Annotated in this window: 16 protein-coding genes and 3 tRNA genes; 8 read left to right on the top strand and 11 right to left on the bottom strand. The window is 41.9% G+C overall.

All coding sequences use genetic code 11. From position 1 onward, the window contains the following. Positions 1-37: 37 nt before the first annotated feature. A complete protein-coding gene (locus tag N5J47_RS10910; protein WP_267978983.1) occupies positions 38-1,219 on the bottom strand; it encodes a trypsin-like peptidase domain-containing protein in 1,182 nt (393 codons plus the stop codon). Between the two features lie 184 nt (positions 1,220-1,403). Between N5J47_RS10910 and N5J47_RS10905 the strand changes: the two genes are divergently transcribed. The 8 genes from N5J47_RS10905 (at position 1,404) to N5J47_RS10870 (ending at position 6,050) form a co-directional block, all read left to right on the top strand. Continuing rightward, positions 1,404-2,162: a Nif3-like dinuclear metal center hexameric protein gene (locus tag N5J47_RS10905; RefSeq protein WP_279959914.1), complete on the top strand. Its 759-nt coding sequence runs from the start codon at positions 1,404-1,406 to the stop codon at positions 2,160-2,162. A 315-nt stretch (positions 2,163-2,477) separates the two neighbouring features. Beyond that, positions 2,478-3,101 (top strand): superoxide dismutase, encoded by a 624-nt coding sequence (locus N5J47_RS10900; protein WP_279959912.1) that lies wholly within the window; start codon positions 2,478-2,480, stop codon positions 3,099-3,101. A gap of 225 nt (positions 3,102-3,326) precedes the next feature. After that, positions 3,327-3,953: a superoxide dismutase gene (locus N5J47_RS10895; RefSeq protein ID WP_004761574.1), complete on the top strand. Its 627-nt coding sequence runs from the start codon at positions 3,327-3,329 to the stop codon at positions 3,951-3,953. A 146-nt stretch (positions 3,954-4,099) separates the two neighbouring features. Beyond that, positions 4,100-4,175, top strand: a tRNA-Asn gene (locus N5J47_RS10890). 9 nt (positions 4,176-4,184) lie between these two features. Continuing rightward, positions 4,185-4,260: transfer RNA gene (locus N5J47_RS10885), tRNA-Asn, on the top strand. A 177-nt stretch (positions 4,261-4,437) separates the two neighbouring features. Then, the gene (locus N5J47_RS10880; RefSeq protein WP_279959911.1) at positions 4,438-4,746 is read left to right on the top strand and encodes a hypothetical protein; all 309 of its coding nucleotides are present in this window, start codon (positions 4,438-4,440) and stop codon (positions 4,744-4,746) included. 88 nt (positions 4,747-4,834) lie between these two features. After that, a tRNA-Asn gene (locus tag N5J47_RS10875) sits at positions 4,835-4,910 on the top strand. 78 nt (positions 4,911-4,988) lie between these two features. Then, entirely contained in the window at positions 4,989-6,050 is a 1,062-nt protein-coding gene (locus N5J47_RS10870; RefSeq protein ID WP_279959909.1) for a hypothetical protein, read from the top strand. Positions 6,051-6,099: 49 nt separating this feature from the next. Here the strand turns inward: N5J47_RS10870 and N5J47_RS10865 are convergent, their stop codons facing one another. The 10 genes from N5J47_RS10865 to N5J47_RS10820 all read right to left on the bottom strand — a co-directional run bounded on the left by N5J47_RS10865 (position 6,100) and on the right by N5J47_RS10820 (position 13,905). Further along, the gene (locus N5J47_RS10865; protein WP_279959908.1) at positions 6,100-6,756 is read right to left on the bottom strand and encodes a tRNA-(ms[2]io[6]A)-hydroxylase; all 657 of its coding nucleotides are present in this window, start codon (positions 6,754-6,756) and stop codon (positions 6,100-6,102) included. A 4-nt stretch (positions 6,757-6,760) separates the two neighbouring features. Beyond that, on the bottom strand, positions 6,761-7,489 hold the full coding sequence (gene pdxJ, locus N5J47_RS10860) for a pyridoxine 5'-phosphate synthase (RefSeq protein ID WP_279959907.1): 729 nt from the start codon (positions 7,487-7,489) through the stop codon (positions 6,761-6,763). A gap of 53 nt (positions 7,490-7,542) precedes the next feature. Continuing rightward, the gene (locus N5J47_RS10855) at positions 7,543-8,250 is read right to left on the bottom strand and encodes a DNA repair protein RecO C-terminal domain-containing protein (RefSeq protein ID WP_279959906.1); all 708 of its coding nucleotides are present in this window, start codon (positions 8,248-8,250) and stop codon (positions 7,543-7,545) included. A gap of 9 nt (positions 8,251-8,259) precedes the next feature. Then, a complete protein-coding gene (locus N5J47_RS10850; RefSeq protein ID WP_267978975.1) occupies positions 8,260-8,460 on the bottom strand; it encodes an NF038104 family lipoprotein in 201 nt (66 codons plus the stop codon). Between the two features lie 26 nt (positions 8,461-8,486). Further along, positions 8,487-9,512 carry a GTPase Era gene (gene era, locus N5J47_RS10845; protein ID WP_279959905.1) on the bottom strand — a complete coding sequence of 342 codons (1,026 nt, stop codon included), beginning with the start codon at positions 9,510-9,512 and terminating at the stop codon, positions 8,487-8,489. Positions 9,513-9,516: 4 nt separating this feature from the next. Continuing rightward, positions 9,517-10,212, bottom strand: a complete 696-nt coding sequence (rnc, locus tag N5J47_RS10840) for a ribonuclease III (protein WP_279959904.1) — start codon at positions 10,210-10,212, stop codon at positions 9,517-9,519. Continuing rightward, positions 10,181-10,558, bottom strand: a complete 378-nt coding sequence (locus N5J47_RS10835; protein WP_279959903.1) for a DUF4845 domain-containing protein — start codon at positions 10,556-10,558, stop codon at positions 10,181-10,183. Before N5J47_RS10835 ends, rnc begins: the two co-directional genes overlap by 32 nt. 28 nt (positions 10,559-10,586) lie before the next feature. Beyond that, on the bottom strand, positions 10,587-11,450 hold the full coding sequence (lepB, locus tag N5J47_RS10830; RefSeq protein ID WP_279959902.1) for a signal peptidase I: 864 nt from the start codon (positions 11,448-11,450) through the stop codon (positions 10,587-10,589). 21 nt (positions 11,451-11,471) lie between these two features. Then, the gene (gene lepA / locus N5J47_RS10825) at positions 11,472-13,289 is read right to left on the bottom strand and encodes a translation elongation factor 4 (RefSeq protein WP_279959900.1); all 1,818 of its coding nucleotides are present in this window, start codon (positions 13,287-13,289) and stop codon (positions 11,472-11,474) included. Between the two features lie 157 nt (positions 13,290-13,446). After that, positions 13,447-13,905 (bottom strand): thioesterase family protein, encoded by a 459-nt coding sequence (locus N5J47_RS10820; RefSeq protein ID WP_279959899.1) that lies wholly within the window; start codon positions 13,903-13,905, stop codon positions 13,447-13,449. Between the last annotated feature and the right edge of the window lies 1 nt (position 13,906).

The raw sequence follows: 13,906 nt of genomic DNA, 5'->3' as shown, positions 1-13,906 counted from the left end.
CTTAAGCAACCCTTTTTCATTAAATATAATCAATTAATTATTGTCGTTTAGGCAATGGAATATATTGCGACTGGGCATTTTGCTGCACTTTACGCTCGCCTACTTTGACCTGCAAGGTTTGCTGCTTGCCATCACGTTCAACCACCACATCAATCACACTTGCAGGGGCTTGCAACGCCACATAATTGATTAGGTGCGATGCTGAGCCTATTTGCTCATTGTTAACCTGAATGATTTTATCACCACGCTTCACTCCCGCAGCATCGGCTGGACCATCACGCAATACATCCGCCACAATGACACCGACTGGTTTTGAGGCCAGTACATCTTCATCCAGCGTATTTGGAATCAGGCTAATGCCCAACCAGCCACGTACAACACGGCCATCTTTTAAAATCGAGTTGAGGACTTGCTGGCAAACCTGTGCAGGAATCGCAAAGCCAATCCCCAGCGAACCGCCAGACTGCGAGAAGATTGCAGTATTTACACCAATCAGGTTACCCGCAACATCAATCAATGCACCACCAGAGTTACCTGGGTTGATTGCAGCATCGGTCTGAATAAAGTCTTCATAGGTGTTGATGCCTAGATCTGAACGGCCTGTGGCGGAAATAATCCCTTGCGTGACGGTCTGGCCCACACCAAATGGATTACCAATCGCAAGCACAACATCCCCAACTTCATTACCACTGAGTTTAAATGGCAGAACTGGGAGCTTGTCCAATTCAATCTTAATGACAGCTAAATCGGTATCAGGGTCAGTTCCGATCACCTTAGCTTCAGCACGGCGACCATCATGCAACGCCACCACAATATGTTCAGCCTGAGCAATCACATGGTTATTTGTTAAAATATAACCATCCGCACGGACAATAACGCCTGAACCCAGACTATTTTCATTTTGAGGCTGCTGAGGAATCTGGTTGCCAAAAAACTCACGAAACACAGGATCATTCAACAATGGATGATTCATCTGCTTCACTTTCTGCGTGGTAAAGATATTTACCACCGCTGGCGCTGCAACCTTTACCGCAGCACTATAGGAAACCACGCCACCCGTTCGGGTTGTATCAATCAGTGGCTCCACTTTTTCAGCAGGCATTTTAACGCCATCAGCAGCGACTGTTGGCTTCGGCTGATGCAATTTCTGCCAGGTTAGAAAACTAATGATAACAAGAATGAGTAATACCCAAGGTAACCATGTAAATGCACGGCGCACGTTTATTATCCTCTAGGCGAACAATGTAGTTAATGTATTGAAGAACAGGAAGTTTCCACTATTGTAAAGTAAATTGCTTAAAATCAATGCAAAAGTTAAAAAAAGTTTTGTCTAGCTTTAGTTACATTCAAAAATATGTTTTTATTGGCACTTATATAAAAATGTAAAGCATTTGAGGAATCGCATGGCAAATTTGCATGACATTGTGCAGTGGTGTAATCAGACATTAAAGGCAAATGAGTTTAAGGACTATGCACCGAATGGGCTACAAATTGAGGGCAAACCTGAAGTCAACAAGATTGTCTGTGCTGTCACAGCCTCTGAAGATGCCATTGATGCAGCAATTGCTCAACAGGCGGATGCCTTGCTGGTTCATCATGGCTATTTCTGGAAAGGTGAACCCTACCCAATCACAGGTATGCGTGGTAATCGCATTAAAAAACTCATTCAAAACAACATTTCACTGATCGCCTATCACCTGCCTTTGGATGCCCATCCTGTACTGGGAAATAATGTAGCCATTGGGGAGTTAATCGGTTTACAAGATTTGGAAGCGCTGGACCCAACCGAAAAACATCCCATTGGCAATATTGGCAATCTGGATCAAGCACTGAGTCCTGAACAATTTAAGGAAAAATTACAGGCTATCTTTGACTTTAATGTCATTCATTTACCAAGTGAAAAAACATTTATCCAAAAAGTTGGCTTTTGTACTGGCGGAGCACAGGACTTTATTGGCAAGGCTGCTGAGCAAAACTGTGATGCCTATATTTCGGGTGAGGTCAGCGAACGAACCTTTTATGAGGCAAAAGAGCTTGGCGTTCATTATTTTGCCTGTGGACATCATGCAACAGAACGCTATGGTGTACAGCGTTTGGCTCAGGCAATTGCCAAGCAGTTTTCCATAGATGCCGAATATTTTGAATTAAACAATCCAATCTAAGCCGATTAAAGCTTTGATTAAATTAAAAAATCCTCTTACATATCACAACTTCATGCACATTGCGTAATGTTTAACTCACAGCAGAAATAAGTCAAAAAATACTGTCAGCAAAAATTGACTTATCTCTAGCTGTGAGCAGTTTAAATAACCTGTTCAATTCCCTATCACATACGATAAATATAAAATTTCTAGCCCATCTTAATATTAAAAGATAATAAAAAACATATTGATTCTCATTTACAATTAAGTAAATAATAAGCGTGCTTAATTTCACATTTCGATAAAACCCATTTGATTAAAAAAGGAATCAAATACATGGCTTATTCTTTACCAGTACTTCCTTATGCTTACGATGCACTTGAACCCAATATTGATGCTAAAACCATGGAAATTCACCATAGTAAGCATCATCAAACCTATATCAACAACATTAATGGCGCAATTGAAGGCACCGAATGGGAAAGCCTTTCAGTGGAAGAGTTGGTTGCCAAAGTCAATGAAGTCCCTGCTGAGCTTAAAAACATGGTGATGAACAATGGTGGAGGACACGCCAATCATTCCCTGTTTTGGACAGTCATGAGTCCACAAGGTGGAGGACAACCAACTGGAGCTGTTGCAGAAGCCATTGATCAACAACTAGGTGGTTTTGATGCCTTTAAAGATGCGTTTACCAAGGCAGCCATCAGCCGTTTTGGCAGTGGTTGGGCATGGCTCAGTGTGACACCTGAACATAGACTGGTTGTGGAAAGTAGCGCAAATCAGGATTCTCCCCTTATGCATGGCAATACACCTATTCTAGGCCTGGATGTATGGGAACATGCCTATTACCTGAAATATCAAAACCGCCGTCCTGAATACATCGCTGCATTTTATAATGTGGTGGACTGGGATGAAGTGAACCGCCGTTATGATGCTGCGCTGCAAACAAAAGCACAGTGATTCTGAGATAGATTGAAATGGATCATCATTCCCATTAGCAGGCTGGCTAGGGTCTTTTGCAACATTGCTATAATCCGCTAAAGACTCTAGCCCCATGTTGTATCACATATGTCTCATATAGAAATTTTTTGCATATTTTGTGTATTAAAAGACTGCCCTATTGTCTATAGAATCATTTACAATAAAGGCACTTAGTAAAACCCAGCAATTTGCAAGGAATGAAACATGACAACCATTACTTTACCTGCACTTCCATATGGCTATGATGATTTAGCGCCGCACATTACCCGCGAAACTTTAGAATACCATCACGATAAACACCACAATACCTATGTTGTTAACCTTAACAACCTCATTAAAGGTACTGACCTTGAAGGCAAGACTTTAGAGGAAATCATTCAGGCTTCTGCTGGTGATGCTTCTAAAGCAGGTATCTTTAACAATGCTGCCCAAGTATGGAACCACACATTCTACTGGAACAGCATGAAACCAAATGGTGGTGGCAAACCTACTGGCGCAATCGCAGCTAAAATCGAAGAAGCTTTTGGTAGCTATGAAAAATTTGCAGAAGAATTTACTGCTGCTGCAACTACTCAGTTCGGTTCAGGTTGGGCTTGGTTGGTTGCTGATGAAATCAACGGTAAATTATCCATTACCAAAACTTCGAATGCAGATACTCCGCTTGCTCACGGTCAAATTGCGGTATTGACCATTGACGTTTGGGAACATGCCTACTACATCGACTTCCGTAACCTACGTCCAAAATACATTGCAACTTTCTTGGAAAGCCTAGTGAACTGGGATTATGCAAATGCAAAACTTGCAGGTCAACCAGCAGGTGTTGAGAAATAATTTTTATTTCACCCCTAAAAACTGCCTACTTTAGGCAGTTTTTTTATGCCTAAAATCTGAAAAGAATATTTATCAAGCAAACAATTCATTTTATTTACTATTCTTGTTGACGCATACGTTTTTCATGCCTAAAATGCGCATCAGATTCTCCAATAGCTCAGTCGGTAGAGCGACGGACTGTTAATCCGCAGGTCCCTGGTTCGAGCCCAGGTTGGAGAGCCAATCTACTAATCTCCCATAGCTCAGTCGGTAGAGCGACGGACTGTTAATCCGCAGGTCCCTGGTTCGAGCCCAGGTGGGAGAGCCAAGATTCTAAAAAGCCCATATCATTGATATGGGCTTTTTTTATGATCAAAGTTTTAATTAATTATCATCCGTGGTGTAACACTATTTATTTTTTATGTTGCATCACGTTTATATTTTAAATCCTTTGCCCTTTTCGACCCTATAATCAAAAACGATTGTCATGTTAAGGAAAACCATAATGAAAAAACTACTTCTCAGTTTATTATTCTTATGCAGTCCAGTCATGGCTGCACAAACAACCTGGTATGCAGGCTCGACTTATAAAGGTACTGTGACCGTTCCTATCGAGAACGGGCCAAATGTGGTCTGGAAATGTAATGGCAAAGTTTGCAGCATGTCTGGGCCTTGGGGCAACGACTTGTCTCTGGACTCCTGCCAAAGCCTGGTTCTACGTATTGGCAAGATTAGCTATTATAAAAATTCAGCGGGAGCAACCTGGCAAGCAAGTTCTTCCCAATTAGCCCAATGCAACCAGGTTGCACGTTAATATAAATATTTTAGGCACTTAACAGTTTATTATTTATACTGATTTTACTTGACTATAAACGTCTTGCCACCTAAAATTCGTTCCAGATTCTCCCATAGCTCAGTCGGTAGAGCGACGGACTGTTAATCCGCAGGTCCCTGGTTCGAGCCCAGGTGGGAGAGCCAGAATTCAAAAAGCCCGCAGCATAAAAGCGGGCTTTTTTATAAGTATAAAGCCAATAAATACGCCATTAGAAAAAAGTTATGTGGATTAAAACCGATAAAGAATCAAATCTAAAATCTCTCCGAGAATTCAAACGAGACATGATTGTTTTGAGCCTGATTTTGTTGATTGGGTTTATTTTCGTTAAAGGCTGTGAGCCGAAAAGTGAAATCGAAAAAATCATTGATGAGCCACCCACTTTATATGACAGTCAAACCAACTTACGAATTCCATCAACTCAACAATGGATTATTTCTACACATGAGTTGGAGAAACAATCCTCAGCTATACAAGATAATCAAAGCAGCGGTCAGACGCAGTCAGCCACCTGGTTTTCGCCTTCACTTTTTATTAAACATAATACAGGACAGGTTTATTTTTATTTTGACTTTGCAGGAAGTCAAGAAACACGCAAGGATGCAGAATTTTATCTTTTAGCTATTTGCCAGAATGTCAAAAGTCATCAGAACTGTGCTCCCTTTTTAGAAAGGGATGAAACAGAAATGATCATGGCAAGTACCAAAAACAATACAGATTATCAAGCTCAGGAGTACAATAAATCATGGCTTTATTACGGCCATAGTGATCAGCAACAGTTATTAACCCCATTTGTTCCTGATCTTCAATTCTCCATTAAAACCATATTCCCTCAAAATTACCACCCTGCATGGGTTCGACTTACTATTAGTGAAAATCCAATTACAGACAAAAAAGTAAACTTTTTCCTAACTAATCATTATTTGATGTTTTTTAAATATTTATTGTTATTACTTCCTATTTTTACCTTTATAGAGTTTCGTCACTACAAAAGTTTTTCGCATCAACAAGCTGTTGTGCTCGGTGGATTATTAACGACACTAGCCGTCATCCATACCCTAATCTGGGATATTAACTACATGGTGGTTGGCTATCTATTGATCAGTTTCTCTGGTGTCATGTATATGTTTGCCAATCATTTATATAAACTCGTTTATGGTTTAGGCTATTTTATTATATTAATTTTTGCTCATCAGTTTCATGAGGATTTAACCAAACCTTTCTTTATGCAAATCGGATTAATTACACTCATTGGTGTAGGCATCTTCATTAAGCAACCCGACTAAAATCAAAACCATCAATTTCTTTATCGTTGATTGAAACTGATGGTCTATTTTATGCTGTTACCTTTGCAGGCACACCACTATGGAAGCGGAAAGTATCATCTGGAGTTAAAATCAGGTTCTTTTCCACTTCACGGATATGTTCAATCCGCTGCTGAATATTTTCTTCTGGATCTTTAAGTTTGGCAGTTTTTGCAACATCCAAGGCCAGTGCCAGATAATCCTCAAAATGACGCGATTCCGATTTAAGCAAGTAACGATAGTAACGCCCAAGTTCATCATCCACAATTGGCGCAAGCGCATAGAAACGCTCACAGGAACGTGCCTCAACAAAAGCCCCAATAATCATGACATCAATCAAGGCTTCAGGCTCGTAAGTGCGGATTTCTTTACGCAATCCACTAGCATAACGCCCAGCACTCAATCCTTTCCACTCTTGACCACGTTTATTCATGAATTCCAGAACCTGCTCATAATGCAGCATTTCTTCACGAACCAATTGTGCCAGCTTCACCTGTAAATCGGTAAAAAAGCTATAGCGGAACATCAGGTTCATCGCTGTACTTGCCGCTTTTTTCTCACAGTTGGCATGGTCTTGCATCAGGACGTCGAGGTTATTCACCGCTTCATCCAGCCAAGCCTGAGGAGTGGTACAACCTAAAAATGCAATGACAGGTTGCATTAACTCATCATAATTCACACTACTCATCGATTTATCTCACAGCAGCCTGAATCGCTGCTTTCATATCTTTCACTGCCTGAGCCAGACCAACGAATACACTATCGGCAATAATTGAATGACCAATATTAAGCTCATTAATTTGTGGAATTGCAGCAATAGCAGCAACATTATTTAAGTTCAAACCATGTCCTGCATTCACCACCAAACCTTTGGCAGCAGCATATTCTGTACCCTTGATAATACGTGCCAACTCTGCTTGCTGTTGTTCATCGGTTTCCGCATCTGCGTAGGCACCCGTATGAATCTCTATGGTTGGCGCACCACAGGCAACCGCCGCATCAATCTGTGCAAGATCAGCATCAATAAATAAAGATACATCACTACCAATGGCTGTCAGGGCTTCTGTTGCAGCCTTAACTTTTTCAAAGTTACCCACAACATCCAAGCCACCCTCTGTAGTCACTTCCTGACGACGTTCAGGAACAAAACAAACATGCTGAGGCTGGATTTCCTTGGCAAACGCAACCATTTCATCCGTCACTGCCAATTCAAGATTCATGCGTGTTTTTAACAACGGACGCATACGACGAACATCATCATCCTGTATATGGCGGCGATCTTCGCGCAAATGCAGAGTAATCCCCTCTGCACCCGCTTGCTCACAAACCAAAGCAGCCTGAACAGGATCAGGGTAAGTTGTACCACGTGCCTGTCTTAATGTTGCAACATGATCAATGTTTACACCCAAGATTACAGCCATAAAAATATCCTATCGTTTTGCCCTGAATCGTTATTTTAAATACATCAGGAAAATCAAGTTTGTGTATTTTGAATCCACAGTTGACGGCTTTTCAGGGGTCGATCCCCCAACAAAGCGCTAATCATTTGACGGTATAGTTTACCCAATAATTGTAGTTGTTCGTGAGAAAAATCCTGCCCATCTTCATAACTTTTCATGGTGACAATCAAAGCGCCTGCAAGTGTAGAACGTGAGGCTTGGGCAACAGGCAAAAAACCATCATTGAGCTGAAATTGATACTGTTGAAATGGCAAAATTTCCTGCTGGTTTGCATCTACCGAAAAATCAATCGCATAGCCCAACTCCTGCAATAATACATGTTCAAACTGGCGTAAAATCTGCCGCAGAAATAAAGAGGCTTGTTTATGCGATGCCAATTGCTGTAATTGCAACAGGGTCAGTTGGTATTGTTCAAATGTCTGTGGCATTGCCTCTTCAAGTGGGCATAAACGCAACACGATTTCATTTAAATAGAAACCAGCAAAAAATGCATCACCATGAAAAAACACAGGTTGATTCAAGATTTCAAGTTTAGTGAAATTTTTAAGCTCGGATTTGCCAGTCGCCTGTAGACCTATCGGCTGATATTGCGGTGGTGGAATCTGTCTTAAGATTCCATCCACCCGACCATATTCCTGTGTAAACAAATGCACAATATGGCTTTTTTCACGATATTTACGATGGTGAATCAAATAGCCGTGCAGGACTTCATTACGCATCATGGAACGATACTAGTCCTTTGCTTTTTCATCCTTTTTATCTTCATCATCCCCATCAGGGATCACAGCGCCTACAACCGCAGCCGTTCCCTTAACAACACCTTTGGTGGTCTTATAGGCAACCTTAACAGGTACAGTCACAAGCTTATGGATACACCCTTGCAGCATGAAAATACATGTCACGATTGCGAATACACGAATTGTTGTTTTCATACCTGTTTCCATTGTCTTCAAACCAGTTAAATATCGCTATAACCCAGGCTTTTTAAGGCACGTTCATCATCAGACCAGCCACCTTTGACTTTCACCCAAAGCGTCAGCATGATTTTTTGCTCAAACATTTTTTCCATGTCTGCACGTGCATCCATCCCGATGCTTTTCAGCTTGGCACCTTTATCACCAATCACAATGGCTTTTTGCCCCTGACGTTCCACAAAGATCGTTGCATCAATATAGGTGCAAGGTGGTTTTAAGCGGCCTGTTTTTTCATTCACAGTCGCTTCTTCGGTTTTAAAAGATTCAATCTGTACAGTTAAATCATACGGAAGTTCTTCACCCAGCTGACGCATAATTTTCTCACGAATGATTTCACTCGCAAGGAAACGTTCAGAACGGTCGGTAATTTGATCCAATGAATACAATGGCGGCTGATAAGGTAGATACTTTTCAATCGTGTCACGCAGATGCTCAAGATTCGCACCACGCAATGCTGACACAGGTACAATCTCAGCGAAATTCATCAGTTTTGAGCGCTGTTGAATGAGGGGCAATGCCTCATTCTTGTTTTCAAAAGTATCCAGTTTATTAATCACCAGAATCACAGGCATATCAGCATTTTTAAGCTTTTCCAAAACCAGTTCATCGTTTTGGGTCCACTTCTGCGCATCCACCACGAATAAAACCAAGTTCACATCACGCAATGCTGAATGTGCAGCACGATTCATCATTTTATTGATGGCACGGACTTCTTTTTTATGCATTCCTGGGGTATCCACAAATACCGCCTGTGATTTCTCACGCGAGTCAATGCCCACAATCTTGTGGCGTGTGGTTTGTGGCTTACGTGAAGTAATCGATAGCTTTTGACCTAACAAATGGTTCATCAGGGTCGATTTACCTACGTTAGGACGGCCCACAATCGCAACAAAACCGCTTTTAAAATCTGATGGAATCGTGGTTCCCTGAACACTAAAAAATTGATCAATCAGGTTATTACCATCTTGCTGTACAGCCGCTTCTGAAGGGTTTTCATTTGAATGAGACATCAGGTTATTGCTCCAATAATTTTAAAATCTCGGCCGCCGCCGTTTGTTCAGCAAAACGGCGACTTGAGCCTTCGCCCTGAATTTTTGGCAATCCATCCACCAGACACTCCACCTTGAAATGCTGATTCGGCGCATCGCCCTGAATATCTACAACCTCGTAAACTGGGAGAGGTTTTTTACGTGCTTGTAAATACTCTTGCAAACGTGATTTTGGATCTTTGAGTTGATCAGTCGGTTCGATATGATCCAGATAGGGTTCATACCATTTTAGCACAATGCGTTCCAACAGGTTGAGATCATTGCTGTCCAAATAAATGGCACCAATAATAGCCTCAACAGTATCAGCAAGAATGGACTCTCGGTGATGTCCACCCGATTTTAGCTCACCCGTGCTTAAAATAAGTGACCGACTCAGTTGCAAGTCATTGGCAATTTTCCCTAAAGCCTCCTGACGAACCAAGGTCGCACGCATCCGCGTTAAACGCCCTTCATTTTCAAGTGGGTAGGTATGGTAAAGATAATTGGCAACAATCATCCCTAATAATGAATCGCCTAGAAATTCCAGGCGTTCATAATTGTGCTTATGGCTCACAGAACGATGGGTCAATGCCAGTTTTAACAAATCAGGCTGTTTAAACTGGTGACCAATTCGCCCTTGTAGACGTGCATCATTGAGCTTGTTTGGCAGATTTTTGGTCAAAAGTCTTCTCAAAATTCATAACTAAACTAATATTCAGTATAAAAGGCTTACGCACTTCATACTTTTTCTTTACGACTAAACCATCTTTATAGGTGACTTGGGCAATATCTTTAAAATTAAGATCACGTACACCACTCACATCAAGACGTTGAATCATCTGACTGGAAAACTTAGATGGGGCAATATTATCAGGGCTCTCTTTTAACAATTCCTCAATTTGAGAATCAACAACCCTATCATCCCAATATGCAGGCCAGATTGCGATAGCTGCTTTCACAGCAATCGCAAATAAAACCACCCCAAATAAAATTGCAATATATGAAACGCCTTGTTGAGATTTACGCATCTTTAGTATGTCCTATACGTTTTATTTATTAGTCAATCTTACCATTTCGGCCGAAACTTGGAAGATTGAAACCAGGTTCTTTATGCATCCATACATAAAAAGCACGGCCTGTTAGGTTTGCTTCTGGCACAAAACCCCAAAAACGACTATCTGCGCTTTGGTCACGGTTATCCCCCATTGCAAAATACTGACCTTGTGGCACGGTCACTTCCCAATCCTGTCCATTAGTTTTAATAAACACATCATTGGCCTTTGCCACAAAAGGCACCAAAGCTTCAGTTCCCTTTAACTGTGCAAACTGGAACTGTTCAGCCAAAGGATTACGCCCATCCAGATAACGGATCAAATGCTGATGCTCACCCAACGTTTCTTTAAAGTAATATACGGTTGGAGTTTCAAGTTGGTCTTTCTCACGTTTAACTTCAGTGGCAACTTTTGCAATTTGCTGACCATTAATAATCAGTTGCCCATCTTTAAACTGAATATGGTCACCTGGTAAACCCACCACACGTTTGATATAGCTAATGGTTGGCTGTGGCGGATAGCGGAACACGATGACTTCACCACGTTTTGGTTCACCGACATTGATAACCTTACTATTCACAATTGGTAAACGCACACCATAATCAAACTTATTCACCAAAATAAAGTCACCTGTTTCCAGGGTAGGTACCATAGAGTCAGATGGGATATTAAACGGCTCATAAAGAAAAGAACGTAGCACCAACACCACAGCCAATACTGGCCAGAAATCATACGCCCATGTGATCACAAAGTTTTCCTGATCACGCCCCTTGTTTGCACGTTGTTTCAGTACCAACTTGTCAAGCAACCACACTACAAAGAAAATCAGTGTGACTGGAACGAGAATCAAATTAAAATCAAAATCCATGAGCGATTCCTAAGTCTTTTTCTATCGATCAACTTTTAATACAGCCAAGAACGCTTCCTGAGGAATTTCGACACTTCCCACCTGTTTCATGCGTTTCTTACCTTCTTTCTGTTTCGCAAGCAGTTTCTTCTTACGAGACACGTCACCACCATAACATTTTGCCAAGACGTTCTTACGCATGGCCTTAACGGTAGAACGTGCAATGATTTGCGCACCAATCGCCGCCTGAATCGCCACATCATACATTTGGCGGGGAATCAGGTCTTTCATCTTCTCAACCAGTGCAATACCACGATGGCGGGCATCCTGACGGTGACAGATCATCGCCAAGGCATCCACCTTTTCGCTATTAATTAACACGTCAACCTTAACCAAAGATGAACTCTCAAAACGGACAAAGTTATAATCCAGTGAGGCAAAACCACGGGAACAGGATTTCAACTTGTCAAAGAAATCCATGACCACTTCAGCCATTGGAATTTCAAAGGTGATGGACACCTGATTCCCCAGGAATTTCATATCTTTTTGCACACCACGACGCTCAATACACAAGGTCATGACATTGCCCAGATATTCCTGTGGAACAAGGATATGACACTCTGCAATCGGCTCACGTAAATCTTCAACTGTTGAACCATCTGGCATTTTTGACGGGCTATCAATATAAATGATATCGCCTTTCTTAGTGAGTGCTTCATAAATTACAGTTGGTGCAGAACTAATCAAGTCAAGATCATATTCACGCTCCAACCGTTCCTGCACGATTTCCATATGTAGCATCCCCAGAAAGCCACAACGGAAACCAAAACCTAAAGCATCAGAGCTTTCTGGTTCAAAGAATAAAGCTGAATCATTAATCTGGAGTTTTTGCAGAGCCTCACGGAATGGCTCGAAATCACTGGCATCAATTGGGAAAAGCCCAGCATACACCTGTGGCTTCACTTTCTTAAAGCCTGGAAGTATTGCAACATCTGGCGTAGAGGCAAGCGTGATGGTATCACCAACTGGCGCACCAAAAATATCCTTGATACCCGCAATGACAAAACCAACCTCACCTGCCTCAAGCAAGTCAGTCTCAGTATGTTTTGGATTAAACACACCTACCGATGTCACAGGATGAGTTTGTCCAGTTGATTTGACCAGCATCTTGTCGCCCTTACGGATACGACCCTGTTTAATACGGACCAGCGAGACAACACCCAAATAGTTGTCAAACCATGAGTCAATAATCAACGCCTGCAACGGCGCATCACGGTCACCCTCTGGTGCAGGAATCACATCGACCAGACGCTCTAAAACGCCCTCAACGCCTAAACCTGTTTTTGCAGAACAGGTTGGTGCATCTGTTGCCTCAATCCCGATAATTTCCTCAATCTCATGGATGACACGTTCAGGTTCAGCCTGAGGCAAGTCAATCTTGTTCAGGATGGGCAATACTTCCAAGCCTTGCTCAATTGCGGTATAACAGTTTGCAACAGATTGAGCCTCAACCCCCTGTGCCGCATCCACGACCAACAATGCACCTTCACACGCAGCCAATGAACGTGACACTTCATAAGAAAAGTCAACGTGCCCTGGTGTATCAATAAAGTTGAGTTGATATTCCTGACCATTCGGATGAGTGTAGTATAACGTGACCGATGCAGCCTTAATGGTAATCCCACGTTCACGCTCAAGCTCCATAGAGTCCAACACCTGAGCCTGCATCTCACGATCCTGTAAGCCACCACACATCTGAATGAAACGGTCAGCCAGTGTTGACTTACCGTGGTCAATGTGTGCAATGATCGAGAAATTGCGTATATTTTTGATATCTACGGATTTTTTAGCTTGCGCCATGGGTTACCTTGAGAAAATAGAACGCCTGATACTTTAAAAAAGCAATAGGCCAAAGCGGTTTAACAAAATTGTCGCAGATTATAACAGAACAGCTTTTCAAAGTATCCAAAATAATGAGTTTCATTTAAAGGCTTCATGGTTCACGCAACACCTTGATTCACTCTATAACAGCATAGGAAATTGAAAAATCCATCGGATCTATATCGGCTGAAATGGGCTGGTAGGCATGGGTAAAACTTGGTGACATGCGTTTGGGACGGCCTGTGGCAATTTCAATACAGGCCCATTTAGTGTTGCCAACAAACAGGATACTTTGATCCCTGGGACGGTAAAATGCATACTGGCGAAAAGAATATAATGCATTAATATCATCAAGCCACGTCCTTAAGATGACTTCCTCCCCCTCAAGTGCAGCCTTACGATATTGCACATGATGTTCAACCGCGACCATCGCATGTTTAAGTTCCAGATATTGGGCCAGCCCCAAACCCAATGCTTCGATATGCGCCTCAGCAACATCTTGCATCCACTGGATATAAATCACATTGTTGACATGCCCAAGCACATCAATATGTGCTGGCTGAACCTGTATTTTTAAATCAAAAATGGTACTCATT

Source organism: Acinetobacter sp. GD03645 (genome assembly GCF_029845285.1).
Classification (GTDB): Bacteria; Pseudomonadota; Gammaproteobacteria; order Pseudomonadales; family Moraxellaceae; genus Acinetobacter; species Acinetobacter corruptisaponis.
This window is presented reverse-complemented; position numbering and strand designations above follow the sequence as displayed.